The sequence below is a fragment of the Clostridium zhoujianii genome (assembly GCF_051590805.1).
GTDB lineage: Bacteria > Bacillota > Clostridia > Clostridiales > Clostridiaceae > Clostridium.
Genome location: NZ_JBPUTF010000001.1, coordinates 2,205,620 through 2,228,923, shown reverse-complemented (window position 1 = coordinate 2,228,923; position 23,304 = coordinate 2,205,620). Strand labels below are relative to the sequence as shown.

Genomic DNA, 23,304 nt, shown 5'->3' with positions numbered 1-23,304 from the left:
TTAAGAACTACTTTGATGTAGGTTAATAAAATTATGAGGGTCATTATTTTTATCTATAAAGGTAAGTAATATAAATAAATTGAGTTATTTAAGAGAGAAAAAGAATGATTAAAGAAAAAAAGCCATAGAATAATTGAAGTATAGACTCCAATTATTCTATGGCTTTAATTTTACTATTTAAAGCTATTACTTACCACAGCACTTTTTATACTTTTTACCGCTACCACATGGGCATTGATCATTTCTGCCTGGTTCCTTGTCTTTCTTTACAACAGTTGTTCTTCTTTCAGATAATTCCTTAGGAGTTAATCCTTTTAAAGTCCACATGGCTGTATTATTATAGACATTAGCAAGAGCATCGATTAATTCCTTAGCCTCTTTTTCATCTTCGAAGTTTAAGCCTCTTTCATTTAATAAATCTATTATTGATTGAGTACCTAAATCATTTTTGATATAGAAGATAAGCTCAGTAATTAGTAAATCAGCATTATCTTTTTTTAATTTATTTCTTAAAAGAACCTTTTTTAACTCAGCAACTTCTTTACCCCAAGAGGATTTGAAGTCTTCACCTAAAGCAATGTAATATTCACTATTATCATAATCATAAGGAATTGTTTGACGTACTCTTAATTCCTCAAATATATCCTCTGGTGAGAATAGATAAGGATGAACAAGTGAGTTAACTTCAGTAAAAGCTTCATAGCTTCTAAAAATATAGTTTATATAAAAATCTAAATCTTCCTTCTTAAACTCCTTTTTATCAGGAGATATAATTAGTTGATATAAATCTCCACCTAGAAGCATTCCGTAGTGAGTCATTAATCCATCTATATAATTAAGTCCCTTTGAACGTTCCTTAAGGTCAGATATATATTTTCTTCCTTTAGATAGTTTAAGAACAGCTTCCTTTATATTTTCAGGAACAACTAAATATAATCTATCTTTAATAGATATTTTATATAATAGTCCAAGGGAAGAAAGACCACCAATTGCAGTTAATTCTTCAATATTAAATGTATATTTATTATATTCTTCTTTTGAAAGATCTTTTAATAAAACCAATTCTTTATATGATAAATCCTCAAGGAGAGAAGTAAGGTCATTATTAATATTTTCTGCAACTAAAGCTATAAGAGGATCTTTTCCAAGTTTTGAATAACCCTTTATATCTAATCTTTTAGCAATATCAGTTAAGCCTTGTTTAGTTAGTAAAGCTAAAAGCGTGCTAAGGCTAGTATCTTTTAGGTCTTCCTTTGATTTATTAAAGCTTTGTATATGTTTTTCATAAAAGTAGTTCTTTATTTGTTCGTCATAATAGTATTTATTATCTTGCATTAAAAATCTCCTTTGCGGTATTTAAATAAATATTAGTGAAATTTTTGCATATAGAAAGGTGCTATATATGTAGCACCCTAAAAATTCTTTTAAATAATCACCTTTCTAGTATCTAATTTTTTGATGTAAAAGTCAAGAGTTGGAGATGAAATCATGTAATATATAGAAAGAGGAAATATGGGTAACAATAAGGAATGGATTAAGTAAATTTCATGATTTACAGGTGAAATCTACTAAGGTTTATAGAAAAAATAGAAGTAGTTACAATGATTATTTTGAAATTGAAGTGTGTGAAGGAAAGTGAAATATTTTGATTGAAAATGATTGATTTTGATTGAAATTGATAGTAGAATAAAAGCAAGGAAGTGATGTAAATGTTAACGGAAGAAAGATTTAAGATTATTTTAGATGAAATTAAAGAAAAGCAAGCTGTTACTGTTGGAGAATTAGTACAGCTATTAAATACTTCAGAATCTACTATAAGAAGAGATTTAAATGCCTTAAGCAATATGGGGAAAATTAACAAGGTACATGGTGGAGCTACAGCTATTGATAATAACTATACTACAGAAGAAGAGAATGTAGCTGTAAAACATGATCTTAATGTAGAGGATAAAGAAAGAATTGCAAGATATGCAGCTAGTTTAATTGAAGAAAATGACTTTGTTTATATTGATGCAGGAACAACAACTGAATTAATGATTGATTATATTACCGAAAAAAAAGCTACTTTTGTAACTAATGGAATAGCCCATGGGAAGAAGCTTATTCAAAAGGAATGTAAAGCTTATATTCTGGGAGGAGAGCTTAAGTTATCAACTGAGGCAATTATTGGAGTAGAGGCAATAAATAGTCTTAGAAAATATAACTTTACAAAAGGTTTCTTTGGAACAAATGGAGTAAGTCTTAAATCAGGATATAGTACACCAGATGTAAAAGAAGCTTTAGTTAAAGAAGAAGCATTAAATAGAAGTAAAATTGGATATGTTTTAGCTGATTCTTCTAAATTTAATAAGATATCTTCAGTAACTTTTGGAGATATTAATAAGGCAGTGATAATTACTACATTATTAGATGAAGATAAATATAGTACTTATACAGAGATAAGGGAGGTCGATGCAAGGTGATATATACAGTAACTTTTAATCCTTCTTTGGATTATGTAATAAAGGTTGATTCATTCACATTAGGTAGAGTTAATAGAACTAATCAGGAAGATATGTATCCAGGAGGGAAAGGGATAAATGTTTCAATAGTCCTTAAGAATCTTGGACTAGATAGTAATGCATTAGGCTTTATTGCAGGCTTTACTGGAGAAGAAATAGAAAGAAGATCAAAAGAATTTGGATGTAATACTGACTTTATAAAACTACAAGATGGATTATCAAGAATAAATGTAAAGCTAAAATCTGATGAGGAAAGCGAAATAAATGGTGGAGGCCCAAGTATAGATAAGGAATCTTTAAATGCTCTATATTCAAAGCTTGATGCCTTATCTACAGGAGATATATTAGTTTTAGCAGGTAGTATTCCAAGTTCTTTACCAGAGGATATTTATGAAAAAATTATGGCTAGATTAGAAGATAAAGATATAAAAATAGTGGTAGATGCGACAAAGGATTTATTAGTAAATGTATTAAAGTATAAGCCATTTTTAATAAAACCTAATAATCATGAGCTAGGAGAAATCTTTAATGTAGACCTTAAGAGTGATGAAGAAATAATATATTATGCTAGAAAGCTACAGGAGCAAGGAGCAAGAAATGTATTGATTTCAATGGCTGGAGATGGAGCAATTCTTATAACTGAATCTGGAGAAGCAGTTAAAAGTGGAGTGCCAAAGGGAAAGGTTAAAAACTCTGTAGGAGCTGGAGACTCAATGGTAGCTGGTTTTATAGCAGGATATTTAAATAATAAGGATTTAAAGGAAGCCTTTAAAATGGGAGTAGCAACTGGTAGTGCTAGTGCATTTTCTGAAGGCTTAGCAACAAAAGATGAAGTTTTTAAATTACTAAAAGAATTGTAATTATAAAGGAGGGTTTAATATGCGAATTACCGATTTACTAAAAAAAGAGGGAATAGAGTTAGATGTAAAAATAGCATCAAAAACTGAAGCTATAGATAAACTTGTGGATTTAATGAGTAACACAGGAAATTTAGAAAATAAGGAAGAGTATAAGAAAGGTGTTTTAGCTAGAGAAGAGCTAAGTACAACAGGTATAGGTGAGGGTATTGCTATTCCTCATGCAAAGTCTAGCGGAGTTAAGAAAGCTGGATTAAGCTCAATGGTAGTCAAAGATGGAGTAGATTATGACTCCTTAGATGGAGCACCAGCAAAGCTATTCTTTATGATAGCAGCTCCAGAGGAGGCAAGTAATCTTCATCTTGAAGTTTTAGCTAGATTATCAACTATATTAATGGATGAAAGCTTTAGAGAAGAGCTTATAAATGCTACAAGTAAGGAAGAATACTTAAAGCTTATAGATGATAAGGAAAGAGAAAAATTTGAAAGAGTAGAAGAAAAGGTTGAAGATAATAAAGGATATAGAGTTTTAGCTGTAACAGCTTGCCCAACAGGAATTGCTCATACTTTTATGGCAGCTGAAAGCTTAGAAAATAAGGCGAAAGATATGGGAATTACAATAAAAGTTGAGACAAATGGTTCAGCAGGAGCTAAGAATGTTTTAACTAAAGAAGAAATAGAAAATGCAGATTGTATAATAGTAGCAGCAGATAAAAAAGTTCAAATGGATAGATTTGATGGAAAGAGAGTTATTCAAACAAAGGTTGCTAATGGAATACATAAGGCTGAAGAGTTAATAAATGAAGCAGTTAGTGGAAATGCTCCAATATATCATGCTAGTTCTTCAGATTCTTCATCAAATGAAGAGGTAGAGCAAGAGGGATTAGGACGTCAAATATATAAACATCTTATGAATGGTGTATCCCATATGTTACCTTTCGTAATAGGTGGAGGGATTTTAATAGCTTTAGCATTTTTATTTGATGACTATAGTATAGATCCTTCAAACTTTGGTATGAATACACCATTTGCAGCCTTCTTAAAGACTGTTGGTGGTACTGCCTTTGGATTTATGTTACCTATCCTTGCTGGATACATTGCAATGTCAATAGGTGATAGACCAGCACTTGCAGTAGGATTTGTAGGTGGTATGCTTGCAAATGAAGGTGGTTCAGGATTTTTAGGTGCCTTACTTGCTGGTTTTATAGCAGGTTACTTAGTATTAGGATTAAAGAAAGTATTTGATAAATTACCACAAAGCTTAGAAGGCTTAAAGCCAGTATTACTTTATCCCTTCTTTGGTATATTACTAATTGGTGCAATAATAGTATTTGTAGTTAACCCTCCAGTTTCAGCAGCAAATAATGGTTTAACTAACTTATTAAATAGCATGGGAGCAAGTAGTAAAGTTATTTTAGGTATAGTTTTAGGTGGAATGATGGCAGTAGATATGGGTGGTCCAGTTAATAAGGCAGCTTATGTATTTGGTACTGCATCATTAGCTAGTGGAAACTTTGATATTATGGCAGCTGTTATGATAGGTGGCATGGTTCCACCACTTTCAATAGCATTATGCTCAACATTCTTTAAGAATAGATTTACGGCTAGAGAAAGACAATCAGGATTAACTAACTACATAATGGGATTATCCTTTATAACAGAAGGAGCAATTCCATTTGCGGCAGCAGATCCATTGAGAGTATTACCTTCCTGTGTTGTAGGTTCAGCTATAGCTGGTGGATTATCAATGTTCTTTGGTTGTCAATTACGTGCCCCACATGGTGGTATATTCGTATTACCTGTTATAAGCAATCCAGGTGGATACTTTATATCATTATTAGTTGGATCATTAGTTGGAATGATATTACTTGCAATATTAAAAAAGAAAGTAACAGAATAAATATAAATGTGATGTAAACTAAAACCATCTAGGACGAATTGATTCCGCTTGGACTAGTTTGATTTCAGGCAGTATTTCATCAAAATGCCAAGCTCCATTCAATTAATCCTAGATGGTTTTTATATTATATCATCATATTTATATAATCTTTAGCAAAAAGATAAGTAAATTTATATAGTATGTTGTTATTAGAAATCTCTATTATTTATTTAGAAAAAGATACTTTATCTGGAAGAATGGAACATAATATATTAGTAATAGCATCTTTATCTGATGCTTTAATTTTATGAGTAAAGGTTCCAGCTTTAACTTTAATACTCATAGAGTATTTTTTCTTATTTTTATCTTCTTTAAAATCTATAGAATAGATATCTTTGTATTTTATAACCTCATTACTAATATAGATATGGTCATTAAAGTAATAAATATTAACTTGAAGCATACCTAAGGATAGTACTATATATGCTGACATAAAATTTGGGACTATACTTAAAAAGTCATTAGTATTTATATATTCAAATATGCTTATTATAGGATAAAGAATAGTTATTATAGCAAAAAAATATATTGATAAATTATAAGAAAAGCCCTTATAAAGTAAATTCTTTTTATTATTAAAAATATGTCTTTTGTATGGAAAAATAATAAATGCAAGAGCAGATATTATAAACAATAAGTAGAGTAATATTTTAATTAACATTGAATTCATTCTTAAAATCTCCTTATATTTAAATTAGGCAATATAATATATAATATCACGAAATGGTAATATATAGCAAAAGATAAAAGGAAAATTTAGAAACTAGAGTCATAAGTATATTATTTATGATGAAAGTAGAGGAGAATTAAGAACTATACCATTAAAACTAAGGATATTATAATAGGAAGGATAAGTACTATTTAAATATTTACCATGAAAATTATAGATTTTTATTATCTGGATTACTTATTGTTGTAGATATGGTGAGATTCAATAGTAAAGAATAAAAATAAGGGTTATCTATTAAGAAGTATAGAGCCCTTATTTTTAATTAGTTAATCTAAGTAATATTCTATTTGGAATTTTTATAGAAAGATAATCTATTATATTATCTTTTTGAGAAGCATTGATTTTATAAATACAGTCTTCCTTATCAAGATGTATATTAAGAATAAATATCTCTTCTTTTTCGTGTAACTTGAATTCAATTAAATTTATATCATCATAGTAAGTCCTTCTATTCTGGATCAAAATAAAATCACTATAGAAGAATATATTAGAATATATACGTGAAAAAATAATAAAACATACAAATACTAAAGGATAGATAAATAAGAGACTACTTCTTGCAATAATTAAATCTAGAATAAATAAAGAGATAATAAGCAAAAGCGATATTCTTGAGATAAAGTATTGCTGACAATATATAGTTGCTCTTAAATCTGCTTTTTTAGTAAAGGAATTAGTGCTTCGTTTATTAAAGTAAAAGATTGATATGATTGATAACATAAAAGTTAATATAAGTAATATTATCCCTATAGAAATGCTAGACCAATCCATTGGCCATCCCCCTTTTAAAAGACTCTTAAACAAGTTTACAGTAAGTTATTAGAAAAGTAAAGAATATTTGGAATAATTCAATAAATTACCTGTATAAGTATAGGCTAAAAAGAATTATAATTTCATTAAAAGATTCAAGAGAAGGCATATAGGTTTTATCTAAGGAGGAACTTATGGGAATAAGGGATGACATGTTAATAACATATGGTATAGGTTATGTTTTTAATAATAATAAACTTCTTGGAATATGGAAGTGCGGAGAAAAAACAATTTCTGAAGAAGAACTAAGTATTGAAGAAGAGATAAATCAACTAAATGGGAGATTTGCTGAAGTAATTAAAGAAGAAAATAGATATATTAAAAAAGTAGAAGAGGTTTTAGAAGAAAAATATTCTGTAGCTATTCCTTTAATAGTTTCTATAAAATATTTAGATACTATGAGAATTAATGAAGAAAAGATGGAAGAGTATACAAATAAGCATTTTATTAGAAAGCGATATAAAGAAAACAAGTATTTTATTAAGGATTTAAGTTGTGCAAAAGAATATTTTGATAAGGTAGAGGAATTGGGTGGAAAGGTAATTAGTTATGATAAGGTAACATTTAAATTAATACTTACTACGAGTTTTGGAGACAAGCTACTAGATTTTATTAATAGTCTAGGTAAAACAAGTAATATATCAGATGGAGAAAAGTATAGAAGGATAGAGTTTGAAACCTCTATGGGTAAGAATAGTATATTTCAAATAGAGTATAGACAAATAGATTTTAGCAATTTACTACTACAGATACTAAACTGGGAGAATAGTTATTTTAGCTGGCAAGGTGATATAGAAGATATATTAATACTTGTAGATGAGCAGGGAAATGTTGTAGATTCAGCAGAAAAAGGGTACAAGCTAAAAGATCATATTGTAAGGTTTATTAAAGGGAAAAATTATTTATATATTCCATTTGCAAGAGTTAATGAGGAAAATATATTAGTAACTATGGATTTTGAAAGATATTTAAGAGAGAAAAATAAATTCTTTAGAATTTTAAGTAAAGAAGGTACATACATTTTTGACCCAACTCCTATAGAAGTAAGGGATAATAATTTTATTATTGAAAATGAAGTAGGATTTTTAATGAAATGTAAAGATGAGAAGGTAACAATTAGTGTTGGGGCTTACAGAAAAGATAAGAAAAGAGTTTTAGCGGGATATGAATTAGATGCTTTAAAAGAAATCATGAAAGAAAGCATAAAAAAGTTTATAGAATAAAAGAATATTAATTTTTATAAGAAAAAGAGCTACAAGTTATAACAACTAGTAGCTTTTTTCTATGTAAAAATATAAATAATTTAGTTCTTGTGTCTTAAATTGTATATTTCACTTATTATTGTAACATAGTTATAATATTAAGTCGACATTTTATAAAAAGATTTAATATTATAACTATTTCCGATTTAAGAACATATTTAGAAATAAATGGTTGACTAGATGGTCACGAGTTGATATACTATGTATGACCAAGTGGTCATAAGGGGAGGGTGATATGTTTTGAATATAAATATACCAAAGGATAAAGAAGAGCGAATATTTAAGGCTGCTATAGACGAGTTTACAAAAGAAGGATATAAGAATGCATCTACAAATAATATAGTAAAAGAAAGTGGTATATCAAAAGGGGCTTTATTTAAGTATTTTGGGAATAAAAGAAACTTATACATTTATATAGTTAAAAGATCATTAGATGTTGTAGAGGTAGCCATGGTGGGAGCTATGGATAATTTATCTAGTGACTTGTTTGAAAGAATTTTAGAGGGACAAAAAATAAAATTGGATATAGCTAATAAGTATCCGATGGAGACTGCTGTAATTATACAATGTTGCACTACCCATGCTGATGAGTTCGAGGAGGAACTTAAGGAGAGATATAGTTATTATGAACAATTAGGATTAGAGCTTACTACAAAGGGGATTGATTATAGTAAATTTAAAGAAGGTGTAGATATAAAGAAGATTTTTACTACATTAACATTGATAAGCTATGGTTATACAGAAGTTCTTGAAAGGCAGTATGGTGGGGATGTAAATCTTATATTAAAGAATTATGATAAGATAGCTGATGAGCTAAATAGCTACATGTCAATAATAAAAGATAGCGTATATAAGTAAGGAGGGAATTATTAATGTCAATTAGATTGAATAGTGTTAGTAAAATATATAAAAGTGGGGATGTAGAAACTTATGCATTAAAAAATGTTTCCTTAGAAATTAAAAAGGGAGAGTTTATGGTTATATTAGGGCCAAGTGGAAGTGGTAAAAGTACCATGTTAAATGTTATAAGTGGTCTTGATACCCCTACCAGTGGAGAAATATATTTTAATGATGAATTAATTAGTAATTATAAAAGTGAAGAATTAACTTTATTTAGAAGAAAATATTTAGGATTTATATTTCAACAATATAATTTACTTCAAAATCTAACAGTTAGAGAAAATATAGATATGGGGGCTAATATAAGTAGCAATCCAATTAATATAGATGAAATAATAGAGAAGGTTGGATTAACTGAGCATAAGGACAAGTATCCATCTCAATTATCTGGTGGTCAGCAACAAAGAGTATCCATAGCAAGAAGTATAGTAAAGAATCCAGAGATTTTATTTTGTGACGAACCAACAGGTGCCTTAGATGAAGATACAGCAAGGGATGTACTAAATTTACTTCAAAAAATGAATGAGGAGTTTACGACAACTATAGTAGTTATTACTCATAATCAAGGAATAGGATTAATGGCAGATAGAGTTGTTAAAATGAATTCAGGAAAAATTAAGGACATAGTTGAAAATAAAGAAAAGCAAAAAGCATCAGATATAATTTGGGGGTAGAAGGATGTTATTTAAAAATGCCTGTAAGCTATTTAAGAAGAAAAAGTTTCAGCTTTCAGCAGTAGGGATAATTATATTTTTAAGTTCCTTTATATATGCAGCAATGTTTAATGCAACTAATTCACTAGAAAAAACCATCGAAAGTTATTTTAGTGAATATGTTCAAGAAGATTTTTCTGTAGATATGCTGAATAGTTTAACTAAGGAAGAGTATATGACTCTAGCAAAGGATAATCCAAGCATTAATCCTATGCTAACTTTAGGAGATATTAAAGCTATAGATACTACAATCTATAATAAGATAGTAGAAAATAGAAAAGAAGCCTTTGAGAAGGAGTATTCATCATATTCATTAGAACTTAGAGAAAGTAAGGATATAAGCTTCAATTATAAGGGAGATTCCTGTAAGCTACGAGTTTTAAAGGATAATGAGAAGATTAATCTATCTAAGATTGAAGAGGGAAGAAAACCAAGTAATAATAGGGAGATTGCAGTACCTAGAGCCTTTGCAGAAGGACGTAATTTAGAATTAGGAGATAATATTCCAATAAATAATATTGAGTATAGGATAGTTGGTTTAGTATTATTTCCTGATTATACATTACCTATGTTTGGAACTGATTTTATCCTTGATAGTTCTTCATTAAATGTTGCTTTACTTTCAGATGAGGAATTTGACAGCTTAAAAGGAAAAGAAGAATTTAGATTTGGTGGCATTTATGAAGGTTCATTTGATAAAAAAGCCTTTACTGAAAATATATCAAAAACTTTGGTAGATAAAGAAGAACTTAATTTTATAACTTCTGTATCACCAACTACAGGAAATATGAGAAGTGGTGCTATCCTTGAAGATGTTAGATCAGGTAAGGCTATGACAGCAGGAATGAGTTTAATGATAGCTGGAATAGCATTATTAATGGTAGTTTTAATAGTATATAAAATACTTCAAGGGGAAAAGGCTCAGATTGGAGTATTAAAAGCAATAGGATATTCAAGTAAAGAAATAGGAAGGCCATATATAATATTAATTACATTAATAGCCTTACCAATGCTTGTTATAGGTTGTATATCAGGACTATTTGCAGGAGAACCATTAAAAGAGTTATATTTAGTATTCTATTTATTGCCTAAGGAACCAATGAGCATATCATATTCAATAATATTGGTTGCTGTATTGTTACCATTAACATTCTTTATAGGCTGCTCTTACTTTATAATAAGTAAGATGCTAAAGAAGAAACCGTTAGATTTACTAAAAGTAGGGGATGAAGGTAAGGTAAATAGATTAACTAAATGGGCAGATAAAATTCTTAGCAAAGCAAAGACTACAACAAAGTTTAAGTATTCATTTTTATTAAGAAATTCTGGAAAGTTTTTTGTATTTTTATTAGGAATAGTATCTGCGTCAATGCTTATAATAATGGGACTTATGATGCCAGGTTTCTTTAGTAAGATGTCTACTGATAAATATAATAAGGTAGATTATAAGTATGAGGCAGTAGTAGATGTAACCAAGGCAAGTAGCCAGCTAAAGGATGGGGAAGAAAAGATTCTTACTGTACCAAATGGTAAATATGAGGATAATAATATTACTATTCAAGGATTAGAGATAAATAATAAGCTATATAAGCTATACAACAAGAAAGAGAAAGACATTACAAAAGAACTTGAAGATGGTGTTATTATTACAAAATCCTTTAATATGTTTTATGATACAAAAGTTGGAGACAGTATAACAGTAAATATAAATAATAAGGATTATGATTTAGAAGTAAAGGGAATGTCAGATGAATATGGAGAAGCTACTATTTATATGAATAGGGAAGAATTAAGTGAAATAGTAACTGATAATATGAGCAAAGATTTATTTACAGGAATATACTCTGGAAATGAGATTAATAAGGATGACTATGCTGTAGTAATTAATAAATCTGATATATTAGATCAAACAAAATCAATGCAGAGGTTCATATATATATCTATTGGAGGTATCTTAGGATCAGCTATATTTATATCAGCTTTAATATTATATGTACTAACTTCACTTACAGTTGAAGATAATTATTATAATATCTCTCTCTTGAAAGTAATGGGATATAGTAAAAAGGAAGTCAATTCTATGATTTTAAATAGCTATTTAGGGTATTCAATAGTTTCATATATAATTAGTATTCCATTAACAGTATGGACTATTGATTGGTTTGTAGGATATTTAAGTAAAAGTTTTAATATGGTATTACCTTTAGAGTTTGCATTATGGCAAGGAGGGGTAGGACTTATTGTAATTCTTATAATATTTTATATAGGAAGTATAAGTGCTAAAAGAAAAATTGATAGTATATCCCTTCAAGAAGTCCTTAAAGAGTATAGAGAATAGAATATGAAGAGCTAAAGTAGTATAACTTTAGCTCTTTTTTTACCTATTATGCTAAAAGGCTTAAAAAATAAATAAAATTATGTATATTTATTTAAATTTATGAATTATATGGTAAAATAGTAGATAAGAGTAAAAAATAGGGGTGTGGGAATGTGAAACTACTGTTGGATGAGATGAGAATTTTGGGAGATAATATTAAAATGCATATATTAGATAAATATTTGCTTTGGATTATACGAAGTGGAGCAAGACATATAGGAATAGATGAATTAGCAGATGAAATAGGAGTTAGTGTAGGGACTATAAAAAAGTATTACTCTTGTGAAGAAGAGATTATTGATGATGCGGTAAAAAGGGCCTCAAATCTTAGTAATGAAGCACTTATAAGTGTTATCAATACACCATTGTCACCTAGGAGGAAAATGGAGATTTTAACTAGCGTAATTATGAGTGGAATTAGTAGGAATCATGGATTGGCAGAAGAATTTGTATTTATGGGACAGTTACAAATCAGTAGTACTTTTTCTAAAAGGGTTGAGAAGTATAATAATATGCCAGTTTTTTGCGTATCTAAAATCATTGAAGAGGGACAGGAGTGCGGCGATATAATTCAAGGAGATCCTTTATATTTATCTAAGGTTTTTTGGGGTTTTATTCAAGGGGTATGTATTAACTATATTACTATAGGAAATGAGTTTGAGATTCCAAGTGCAGAAATGATAAATAAATTTCTTTGGGCACCTAATAGTGCAGAAGGCTAAAATAGTAAAATTATTAAAATCTATAATAATGAAAAGCTATAAAAACTAATAGGTGTGAGGACTTGCCATATTTGTGGTGGGTTCTTATTTTTATGACTTAAAGGTTGGAGATAGGTGGGATATTGGAAATTATATGAGGGTTAATGTGAGATTATATTATGAGTGAATGTTTGCACTAAATGTTGGTAAGGTTATATAAGTCATGAAATGTGTCAAGAATTATGCTGAGGTGATAAAAATGGTAATTAATGATACAAATTATGATAATTTAAATAAATTTTTAGGGAATTTACTTGGAAAGGAATTATATATTAGCAAGAAGATTAATACTTGCCCACATTGCAAGAGTAAATCAATTATTAAATATGGGAATTACAAGAATGGGCAAAGATATAAGTGCAAAGATTGCTATAAAACATTTTCTAAAAGGACGAATACTCCATGGTATTATTCAAAGAAAAGTCCTTATATGTGGGCTAAGTTCATTGAAAATATGTTAAAAATAGATACTTTGAGAAATTCAGCAGCAAAGTTAAAAATAGATCTAACTACTGCTTTTTATTGGAGACATAAAGTTTTATATGCCTTGGCTTCATTGTTAGATCCAATTAAATTAGCTGAGTCAGTAGAAATGGGGAAATTACTAGTAAAAGAAAATTTTAAAGGGGACAAAGGAGCTCAATTTAAAGAGAAAAAGTTTATATGGGTTATAGTAGCATCGGACAATAAAGAACAAGTATTGGCTAAAGCAATTAGTAAGGATGTATGGAATAAAAGAAGTTTCGAAGAGAATATTTATTCAAGGATAGATGAAAACTCATATTTAAGAACATATGGAGATAGGTTCTTAAAGGCTATAGAAATTAAACATAATAAAGAAAAAACTAAAGAGGATTATACTATGGATAAGTTTTTAAAGGAATATGTTGGTGAACTATATTCAGCTATGCTAAGTTTTCATGGAGTTGCAACAAAATATCTGCAACATTACATGTATTGGATAACTATTTTTTGTGTTGAAAAGAAGCATGATTTATTTTCATTACTATATAAGCTAGCAAGGAAAAATTCATACATATGTGGAAGAGATTTGAGTAATATTAAGGCAATATAGATAGTGAGGAGAAAGACTCAAACTTATAATTTATCACAATATAGAGTTACTTTTACCAACATTTAGTGCAAACAATCATCTAGGGATAAAAATACATATTATATGATGCAAATACCATAAAATAGGTATGGACAATTAAAAAAAAGGCAAGTACCATATAATATTGAATAAATCTTTATGGTGTAGGGACAATATGTAATAGATAGTTAAAAGTAAGAAATAAAAAGTGCCAGAGGATATTATTAACTAAAGATAAATCCTTATAGATTATAGAATGAAAGTGAGTACATTTTAAGCTTCAAGAAGTAAACTATAGGGAGGAATAGAAGAGGGATGATAAATGGAGAAAATATTTAAGTTAAAAGAGCATGGAGTATCGGTAAAGACAGAATTTATAGCAGCTTTAACATCATTTTTTGCAGCTGTTTATATAATCATAGTTAATGCCAGTATTCTTGGAGATAGCGGAATTGCAGTAGAGCCGCTTATAATAGCTACTGTTTTAGCATCCTTTGTAGGATGTTTACTTGCAGCTTTTTTGAGTAATACACCATTAATTATAATGCCAGGCATGGGGATAAATGCACTATTTACTTACACTTTGGTCAATTCATTAGGACTATCATTTTATGAGGCTTTAGGGGCTGTAGTTGTTGCGGGGGTGTTATTTACTGTAATAGCAGTAACACCTATGGCAGAAATAATAAATAAAGCCATACCAGTAAGCCTAAAACATTCTATAACAGTTGGTCTTGGATTATTTATAGCATTTTTAGGACTACAAAAAAGTGGATTGGTTATTCAAGATCCAAGCACTTTTGTAGGGATTGGAGATTTATCAGATTTAGGAATATTAGCTTTTTTACTAATACTAATAATAACTCTTTTTATGTTTCTAAAGAATATACCTGGAGGATTTTTATTAGGCATAGTGCTAGGAACCATAATTTGTGTAGTATTTAATATTATAGATCTTCCTTATAGCTATTTTAGTATTCCCGACTTTGAAAGTTACAGGAATATATTCTTTAAGGCTGATTTCAGTGGAATAAGATACATGAATTTTTGGATTGCTACCTTTTCACTAACATTGATATTACTATTTGAGAATATAGGAATATTACATGGACAGGTAGATAGTATGCTTAAAAGTCCAGAAAAAAATAAAAAATCCTTAATTTCAGTGGCATTGTCAGCAATAGCATGTGGATTTTTAGGGACTAGTCCATCAGTATCAACTATAGAAGGTTCATCAGGAATTACACAAGGAGGTAGAACAGGACTTACTGCATTATTTACAGGAATAATGTTCTTACTATCATTATTTATGATTCCTTTTATAAAGTTAATACCTAATGAAGCAATTGCTCCAGTTTTAATCATTATTGGGTGCTTAATGATACAAAATTTAAAGGATCTTAATTTTGATGACTTTTCAGAGTTGTTCCCATCATTTTTAGTAATAATACTAATACCACTTACATTTAGTATAGTAAATGGAATTGCCATAGGGTTTATAGCTTATCCAATTTGTAAGATATTCTCTGGGAAATATGAAGAACTATCATTTCCTATATATATAATTTCATTTCTTTTTTTAATTTATTTAATACTTTAAGGTTCTGATAGAAGTTAATATATATAAGTTTTAGGATAGAAAAATAAATATTTATTACAGTTATAAAAAATATTAATAGATTTTAAATAAGTAAAAAAGCTAGTGGTGAATGCTAGCTTTTTTTATTAAATAAAAGTTTAAATAATTAATTCTAATTTAATTATTTTTAAGAAAATTTAAAAAATGTATGTAATGTTTTACATATAATGAACGATATTATATTATAGATAATTAAATATAATTATATTTAATTAAAAAACACAGCAAGAGGAAGGTGGGGAAAATAGTGAAAAAGATTATGAATAGGAGAAGTATAGGATTTAAAATTTTTTCGTTGGTGATACCTGTAATTATAGTGATGGGGATATTATTAACTACTTTTTCTTATTTTATGGCGAAAAAGGAGATAATTGATTTATCAGAGAATTTATTAATGCAGGTGTCAAAGGATACAGCATTATTAGTAGAAAAAGAAATTAGGGAAAATGCAAGATTTTCTGAGGATGTAGCAAAATATATAGAACTTATAGGTAGTAATGATGTTAATGAAATAATTGAGCTATTAAAAGAGAAATTACAGGGAACTTCATTTAAGACACTAGCATTTGCAGATAAAGAGGGGAATTATACAGATACAAATGGTAAAACTACCAATATAAAAGAAACTTCACATTTTGAAATGGCAATAAGTGGGACTCGTGCAGCTTCAGAATTATACATATCTTCTATTGATGGTTTATTAGAGGTTGCTTATTGTGCACCTTTAACAATAGATGGAGAGATTATTGGAGTAATAATAGGTACAAAAGATGGATTAGAGTATAGTAACATAGCTAATTCACTAGAGATAGGTAATAATGGATTCGCTCTTATATTAGATAGAGCAACAGGCCAGGTTCTAGCATCACCAGATAATGAAATGGTTAAAAACTTAACTTTAATATCGGATTTTGTAAAAGAGGATAAAAAGTATGAATCTCTAGGCAAAGCAACTGAAGATATGATAAACAATATTCAAGGTGTTACAAGATATAAACTTGATGGTAAAGAGAATCTAATCGTACATACTGGGATACTTTCGGACTACTGGGTTATTGGAATAGTAGTAGAAGAAGGTACAATTTTAGAAGGGATAAAGTTAGCTAGTACATTATTAATTATAATGGGAATAATAGTGGCAATAGTAGCAGTTATATTGGTATCTATTTTTTTAAAGAAAATTGCAAAAACAGCTGATAGAGTGAAAAATTCTATAAAGGAGATTGCATCAGGTAATTTTAGTAATGAAGTTGATGAAGATTTAAAGAAAAGAAATGATGAGTTTGGTGAAATAGCAGAAGATATAGAGGAAGTTAATATAGGCATTTCCAATATGGTTAGAAATCTTAAAGACATAGCAAATAATGTGGATTTATCTTCTAAGGGATTAAATGCTATTTCTGATACCTTAAATACTAATAATGAGAACATAGCAAATTCAATTAAAGATGTGGCAGAGGGGAATTCCTCTCAAACTCAGAATCTATCAAATATAACTATTAGGTTAGATTCATTTAATACTCTATTAGATAATATGTACAACTGTATAAATTCAATTACTAAAGTGGCTAATAAAATTGATGAAAGTGCCAAAGAAAGTAATGATGATATGGTAAAAGTAACTGATTCAATAGAAGAACTTATGTCAAAGTTTGATATGTTTATTGATATGATATATAAAATGGGTGAGAAATTCGAAGGAATAACAAATATAACAGCACTAATTCAAGAGATTTCGGAAAAGACAAATTTACTATCATTAAATGCTGCAATTGAATCTGCAAGAGCAGGTGAAGCTGGAAAAGGATTTAGTGTTGTTGCTGAGGAAATAAGAAAGTTAGCATCTGAAAGTAGCAATTCCACTAAGGAAATTAATGATGCTATTTCAGTTATTTTAGAGGAAGTGAATATATTAATTTCAGAGTCTAAAATAATGAATGAATATATTAATGGTCAAAGCTTAGCAATTAGTAAAACAATTTCATCCTTTGATAATATATCTAAATCAATATACGAAATTCAGCCTATGATAACTGAGGTTACAGAAAAGGCTAATGTAGTTAATGATGAGAAGAGGGAAATTTTACAAGGAGTAGATGAATTACTAGCTATATCAGAAGAAGTAACGGCATCATCAGAAGAAATTTCATCTGCTACAGGGGAAGTTACTATCTTAAGTACAGAGGTTACTGAGGCTTCAGTTTCTTTAGTAGGATTAACAGATAAAATGAGAGAAGAATTAGATAATTTTAAAATAAAATAATATTATGAGTAGGAGATAAGACTGGTACTAGAGGTGCTAGTCTTATCTTTTATATTGCAATAAAAATGGAAAAAAAAAGGTTGACATCTAGGAGGAGGCTATACTATAGTGTAGGTAAATATTCCATAAATGTAAGGAGTTGAGAAGGAAGAATGAAATTATTTATAGATACAGCAAACATAGATGAGATAAGAAAAGCAAATGACTTAGGGGTAATCTGTGGTGTAACAACTAATCCATCTTTAATTGCAAAGGAAGGAAGAGATCTTAAAGAGGTAATAAATGAAATTTCCTCAATAGTAGATGGTCCTATAAGCGCTGAAGTAATGAGCTTAAAGGGTGAGGAGATGTATAAAGAGGGTAAGGAATTAGCAAAGATAAATAGTAATATAGTTATAAAGATACCAATCTGTGAAGAGGGATTAAAGGCAACTAAGCTTCTAGCGGAAGATGGGATTAAGACAAATGTTACTTTAATATTTTCACCACTACAAGCTTTATTAGCAGCAAGAGCTGGAGCAAACTATGTTAGTCCATTCATTGGAAGACTTGATGACATTGGAACTCCAGGAATAGATCTTGTAGAAAGGATAGTTGAGATATTTGGAATTCATGGAATAGATACTGAAGTTATTTCTGCAAGCATTAGAAATCCAATGCATGTTTTGGAGGTATCATTAGTTGGATCACATATTGCAACTGTACCCTATTCGGTTATTTTACAAATGATCAAACATCCATTAACAGATAGTGGAATTGAGAAGTTTATTAGTGACTATAAAAATGTATTTAAATAATTGTTAAGGCTTATTAGATTGACAAGTATACTGAAAAAATTGTTTTCAATTAAGTTAAGAATATAGAGCAGGCACCACTATATAAGTGGTGCCTGCTCTATTTATATTTATAAGAGGGTTTAAAGGTAAAATATATATTAAAGTTATTGTATACAATAACTTATTTAAATATTGTTACAGCATTGCTAGTTAAATATGGTGTGTAACCATATGTTCCAAAAGAGTAAAGTCCAACATAAGCCTTAATATCATGTCTTCCTGAACCTTCAATTGGTACTGTAAATTGAATTTTATCAGTTAATCTAATCAATTTAGTTTTATAAATTAAAAGACCATTATCATAAACATTAACAAAAACATTTTGATTAACATTTGGTAGAATAACATTAAAACTTGTATCAATTGCATTTAACTCAACATAACTTAAAGCAATTTTTTCATCTGTATTAGGATTAAAGTAACCTAAAGTTATAGTGTTACTTTTTCCATAAGGAGTGGAGGTAGGTGATGCAATTTCTAAGTATGCAGTTATTTGGTGACTGTCATAACTAGGTAGAGTAACAGGAACATCCAATTCTTTTGTAGGTTGCATTATTGTTGATTTGTAAAGCTCTTTACCGTTATCGTAGATAACTAATACAGAGTTATATTCCTCAGTGGCAAAATTAACCTTAATGTTAGTTTTACCTGTTGTAGAATCAACCCAAGTAGAGGATATCTTAATAGTTTCTTCAATTTTAACAGAGTTATCAATAGTTGAAACTTTTGAATTATCCTCTAGGGTTGCAGGTGATGCGACTATTGCTGTAGATGGTGCTAAGATTGTTGCTGTTAATAAAAGTGTGAATATTGTTTTGTTCATTTCTACATCTCCTTCTTTGACTATATTAATACAATATCATAGCTGGTTAAATTTTACAAAAGAACAACTTCCAAAAAATTACAATAATTCAGAAGTGTAAACAATTAAAGGTTTTAAATGCTATCTTATTCTATATATATCTTATTGATCTCTATAGATAATTAGTAAGACTATTTTAATTTTAACAATTTAGTCTAGAAATATAATAATTTAAGTTTTGATATTCCTTAAATACCGAATAAAAGCTATATTTAGCGAATATTTAAAATAAATTTTCATTTAAAAGCAAGGATTGAAAGATATTTGTAATAGTTGGATTAATATATCTAGTTATAGGTATTTCATCATTCTTTTTAATATCTAAATATAATGGTGATACAAGTGAAACAGCTGTAAATACATTAAAGTCAGGTCAATCTACAGCCTTTAATGAGGCACCAGAGGGTGAGGGAAACAGCTATACATTAAGAAAAGAATAATTTGATATACTAATAAGGAACTTCATATGATAACATATAAGTATAGTTGTATATGGAGGAGTGTAAATGAAAGATTGTTTATTTTGTACTTACGATAAGGAAGAATATATAGCAGAAAATGATTTAGCCTTTGCAATATTTGATCATTTTCCTGTAAATGAAGGTCATGCTCTCATAATACCAAAAAGACATTTTCAAAGTTTCTTTGATGCTACTGAGGAAGAAGTGGGAAAGATATATTCCTTAATTCATGAAGTTAAAAAAATAGTAGATGAGAAATACAAACCAACAGGATATAATGTTGGAATAAATGTAGGTTATGATGGTGGGCAAACGGTAATGCATCTTCATGTTCACTTAATTCCTAGATATAAAGGTGATGTGGAGAATCCACGAGGAGGAATTAGAAAGCTGAAAAAGGCATTAGTAGATTATGATGGCTAATTAATGGGAACTTTATAAAGGAGAGTTAGTTATAGTAACTTAAAAACTATAACTAACCCTCCTTTTTTTGATGTTAATAATATTTAATTTTCATTTTACACAAGAGGAATATAAACTTTACAAAGATAAATTACAATAATCTAGGTAGACTACTTGTATAAAATTTGAATAAAAGGAGAATTAAGTATGAGAGTAAAAATGAAATCAATGAAAAAGGTAATGGCACTTCTTCTGACAGCTACAAGCATCATAACAACATCAAGCACTATGATAGTAAAGGCAGACACTATAAAAAGTACTGCAGAGGTAGGAGAAACAAAACAAGAAGCTGTAAGCTTTGGTGTTGTTTCAGATACCCATGTAGGCCCTTCAAAAACAACAGAAAATGAAAGATTAAAGAATGCATTTCAATTTTATAGCAATAAAAATGTTAATACAGTAGCAGTGGTAGGTGATCTAACTGACGGAGGAAGTCAAAAGGAATATGATGAATGGAAAAAGATTAAAGATTGGAATCTTAGAGTTCCATTAGTTGCATCAATGGGAAATCATGAAGGAAACACAGCAACAGGATTTTTAGGAGCAACAGGAAATAAACCTAATGATAATAAAGTTATAAATGGATATCATTTTATTACCTTAAGTCCTGGGAGTGGAATTTTAAATGAATCAACAGGAAAAGGCTTTACACAAGGTGGAGGTAATTATACTTATGCTGTTCCATGGTTAAAAAAACAATTAGATGCTGCAGTGGCAGAAGATCCAACAAAACCAATATTTATATTTTTTCATCATCCAATTAAAAATACCTTTTACGTGTCTAATGAATGGTATGGATCTGGCTTAGAGGAAGTATTTAAGAAATACCCACAAGCTGTAACGTTCTCAGGTCATATTCATACTCCTAACAATATGCCAACTAGTATTTGGCAAGATGGTGGATATACTGCAGTAAATACTGCAACCTTATCTTATATGGAAATGGAAACAGGAATGATTTACGGTTCAATACCTCCTGATGGAAATCAAATAGCCCAAGGTATGCTTATAGAAGCAAAGGGAAGTGAGGTAACAATTAAAAATTATGATTTCCTATCAGGAAGCTGGATACCTCAAACTTGGACCTTTGATATAACTAAAAAGCTACCATATACTAATGAGCGTGCAGCAAAGACAGAACCTCCAGTATTTGATGCTAGTGCTAAGGTATCAGTAAGTAATATCACTGAAGATTCAGCTAAAATCACCTTTGATCAAGCAAAGGTAGTAGAAAATACAGTTGGTGATATTGTCCATTCTTATCGTTATGATTTTATTAATAAAAAAACAGGTAAGGTTGATAGATCCTTTAAGACTTGGTCAGAATATTATTTACAACCTATGCCATCAACTATTAGCCAAGTTGCAGATAATTTAAATCCAGGAACAGAATATGAAGTAAGACTTTACCCTATTAATGCTTACAACAAAGTAAGTAGTAAGTATATTTCTAATACCTTCAAAACTATAGGTAAAGAAGATAGTGAAGTGACCTTTGATGATATGAGAGAAGAACTTCCAAAAGCAGATTTACTTGATGTAGATTTTGAAGGAGGAAAAATTAAAGATAATTCAATTCAAAAGCATACCTTTAGAGGAAGTAATGGTAGTAATATAACTGAAGATAACATCCTTAATAAGAATGTAGCTACCTTCACAGGAAAAAATAGTGAAGCCTTTCTTACAGATTGGACAACTGAGCAATATGCAAAGACAAATGATGGTTTAACTATGGAGACAGTTTTTAAAGTAGATAAATTCAATACATCCTCAATTAATTTCCTAGGAAATACTGAATCAGCAGGAATATCCTTTGAGATATATCCAAATAGTGAGGATAGCAATAAGGCAGATTTATCAATATGGGCGCATCTTGGAAGCTATAAGATTGCAAGAGCAAATGGTGTATTAAAATATGGGGAATGGAATCATACAGCAATTACCTATGATGGGTCAAAGCTAAACTTATATTTAAATGGAGAAAAGATTGCTAGCATCCCAGGATCAGGTTTAATAACCACTCCAAATCCAGCATCAAGATATTATGTAATTGGTGCAGATACAGGGGCAAATGATAGTGTTCAAAGTCCTTTTGTAGGGGCAATGGCTACAGCACGTATCTATAGTGAGCCACTAAGTGCAAAGAAGATTAAATTACTTGCAAATAGAGAGTTAACATCTTTAGATAAGACTAAGCCTGAAATTAAAGTAAGTGCTGCTCCAAGTTTGAAAGGTAATATTGGGGAAGGATATGAGATACCATCAGCACAATCAGCTGATAATAGTACAGTAGTAAAAATGAAGGCAACAGTTTTAGATTCCAATAATGAAGTAGTACTTGAAACAGAAGGAAATTTAGCAGATGTAGAAAAAACAATATTTACTCCTATGACATCAGGAAATTATAAATTAGTATATGTAGCTATAGATAAGGGAGGGAATGAAACCGCATTAAGTTATGAATTTACTATTTCACCAGCTGATAAAATAGTTGATGGTGGAACTACAAATACAGTAAATACTTTAGTGAATAAGGGAAATAGCTTAAACACTGCTGGAACTAAAAATAATTCAGTGAAAGTTACTAGCAGTAAAAATAAAGTGAAAACAGGAGATACTAAGAATAGTGCAGTTCCAGTTGCTTTAATGGGTATTAGTTTATTAGGTGGTGGAATTGTGGTTGGAAAGAAAAAGAGAAAAGATTACATGTAAATTTTTGGGGAAATAGTCAAAATTGAAGATAAAGAAGTTGTGTTTAGGGCTCTAAGTAGGATTTTTAATATAGTACTTAGAGTCTTTTATATGTTACAAATATCTTTATTAATATTATTTTAATTT

General features: G+C 29.3%; 18 protein-coding genes. 14 read left to right on the top strand and 4 right to left on the bottom strand.

Annotated features, from left to right (window positions below; translation table 11 throughout):
• Positions 1–186 precede the first annotated feature (186 nt).
• Positions 187–1,335 carry an SEC-C metal-binding domain-containing protein gene (locus ACSYT2_RS10545; protein WP_438384745.1) on the bottom strand — a complete coding sequence of 383 codons (1,149 nt, stop codon included), beginning with the start codon at positions 1,333–1,335 and terminating at the stop codon, positions 187–189.
• Positions 1,336–1,709: 374 nt separating this feature from the next.
• Between ACSYT2_RS10545 and ACSYT2_RS10540 the strand changes: the two genes are divergently transcribed.
• The 3 genes from ACSYT2_RS10540 to ACSYT2_RS10530 are packed head-to-tail and all read left to right on the top strand — an operon-like array spanning position 1,710 to position 5,258.
• The gene (locus ACSYT2_RS10540) at positions 1,710–2,462 is read left to right on the top strand and encodes a DeoR/GlpR family DNA-binding transcription regulator (protein WP_430855177.1); all 753 of its coding nucleotides are present in this window, start codon (positions 1,710–1,712) and stop codon (positions 2,460–2,462) included.
• Positions 2,459–3,361 carry a 1-phosphofructokinase gene (gene pfkB, locus ACSYT2_RS10535; RefSeq protein ID WP_438384744.1) on the top strand — a complete coding sequence of 301 codons (903 nt, stop codon included), beginning with the start codon at positions 2,459–2,461 and terminating at the stop codon, positions 3,359–3,361. The genes ACSYT2_RS10540 and pfkB overlap by 4 nt, the downstream gene beginning before the upstream one ends.
• A 19-nt stretch (positions 3,362–3,380) precedes the next feature.
• Complete coding sequence (locus ACSYT2_RS10530) at positions 3,381–5,258, top strand: PTS fructose transporter subunit IIABC (RefSeq protein WP_430855175.1); 1,878 nt, start codon at positions 3,381–3,383, stop codon at positions 5,256–5,258.
• A gap of 205 nt (positions 5,259–5,463) precedes the next feature.
• On the opposite strand, the gene ACSYT2_RS10525 is transcribed toward ACSYT2_RS10530, so the two are convergent.
• Both ACSYT2_RS10525 and ACSYT2_RS10520 read right to left on the bottom strand, forming a co-directional pair.
• Positions 5,464–5,967: a hypothetical protein gene (locus ACSYT2_RS10525; RefSeq protein ID WP_438384743.1), complete on the bottom strand. Its 504-nt coding sequence runs from the start codon at positions 5,965–5,967 to the stop codon at positions 5,464–5,466.
• Positions 5,968–6,285: 318 nt separating this feature from the next.
• Positions 6,286–6,798, bottom strand: a complete 513-nt coding sequence (locus tag ACSYT2_RS10520; protein WP_430855173.1) for a hypothetical protein — start codon at positions 6,796–6,798, stop codon at positions 6,286–6,288.
• Positions 6,799–6,971: 173 nt separating this feature from the next.
• Here ACSYT2_RS10520 and ACSYT2_RS10515 point away from each other — a divergent pair, with 173 nt between their 5' ends.
• The 9 genes from ACSYT2_RS10515 (at position 6,972) to fsa (ending at position 18,642) form a co-directional block, all read left to right on the top strand.
• A complete protein-coding gene (locus ACSYT2_RS10515; RefSeq protein ID WP_438384742.1) occupies positions 6,972–8,060 on the top strand; it encodes a hypothetical protein in 1,089 nt (362 codons plus the stop codon).
• A 279-nt stretch (positions 8,061–8,339) separates the two neighbouring features.
• Positions 8,340–8,957, top strand: a complete 618-nt coding sequence (locus ACSYT2_RS10510) for a TetR/AcrR family transcriptional regulator (RefSeq protein ID WP_438384741.1) — start codon at positions 8,340–8,342, stop codon at positions 8,955–8,957.
• Positions 8,958–8,971: 14 nt separating this feature from the next.
• On the top strand, positions 8,972–9,673 hold the full coding sequence (locus ACSYT2_RS10505) for an ABC transporter ATP-binding protein (protein WP_438384740.1): 702 nt from the start codon (positions 8,972–8,974) through the stop codon (positions 9,671–9,673).
• 4 nt (positions 9,674–9,677) lie between these two features.
• A complete protein-coding gene (locus tag ACSYT2_RS10500) occupies positions 9,678–12,050 on the top strand; it encodes an ABC transporter permease (protein WP_430855169.1) in 2,373 nt (790 codons plus the stop codon).
• A 152-nt stretch (positions 12,051–12,202) separates the two neighbouring features.
• Entirely contained in the window at positions 12,203–12,811 is a 609-nt protein-coding gene (locus ACSYT2_RS10495) for a TetR/AcrR family transcriptional regulator (protein ID WP_438384739.1), read from the top strand.
• A 238-nt stretch (positions 12,812–13,049) separates the two neighbouring features.
• On the top strand, positions 13,050–13,925 hold the full coding sequence (locus ACSYT2_RS10490) for a transposase-like zinc-binding domain-containing protein (protein WP_438384738.1): 876 nt from the start codon (positions 13,050–13,052) through the stop codon (positions 13,923–13,925).
• Positions 13,926–14,265: 340 nt separating this feature from the next.
• Positions 14,266–15,543 (top strand): NCS2 family permease, encoded by a 1,278-nt coding sequence (locus tag ACSYT2_RS10485; RefSeq protein WP_438384737.1) that lies wholly within the window; start codon positions 14,266–14,268, stop codon positions 15,541–15,543.
• A 286-nt stretch (positions 15,544–15,829) separates the two neighbouring features.
• On the top strand, positions 15,830–17,845 hold the full coding sequence (locus tag ACSYT2_RS10480) for a methyl-accepting chemotaxis protein (protein ID WP_438384736.1): 2,016 nt from the start codon (positions 15,830–15,832) through the stop codon (positions 17,843–17,845).
• Between the two features lie 152 nt (positions 17,846–17,997).
• On the top strand, positions 17,998–18,642 hold the full coding sequence (fsa, locus tag ACSYT2_RS10475) for a fructose-6-phosphate aldolase (RefSeq protein ID WP_430855164.1): 645 nt from the start codon (positions 17,998–18,000) through the stop codon (positions 18,640–18,642).
• A 160-nt stretch (positions 18,643–18,802) separates the two neighbouring features.
• Here fsa and ACSYT2_RS10470 read toward each other — a convergent pair whose 3' ends face one another.
• Complete coding sequence (locus ACSYT2_RS10470; RefSeq protein ID WP_438384735.1) at positions 18,803–19,504, bottom strand: hypothetical protein; 702 nt, start codon at positions 19,502–19,504, stop codon at positions 18,803–18,805.
• 545 nt (positions 19,505–20,049) lie between these two features.
• On the opposite strand from ACSYT2_RS10470, the gene ACSYT2_RS10465 reads away from it, so the two are divergent.
• Positions 20,050–20,427, top strand: coding sequence for an HIT family protein (locus ACSYT2_RS10465; protein ID WP_430855162.1), 378 nt, complete (start codon positions 20,050–20,052; stop codon positions 20,425–20,427).
• Positions 20,428–20,613: 186 nt separating this feature from the next.
• On the top strand, positions 20,614–23,178 hold the full coding sequence (locus tag ACSYT2_RS10460) for a LamG-like jellyroll fold domain-containing protein (protein WP_438384734.1): 2,565 nt from the start codon (positions 20,614–20,616) through the stop codon (positions 23,176–23,178).
• The last annotated feature ends 126 nt before the right edge of the window (positions 23,179–23,304 follow it).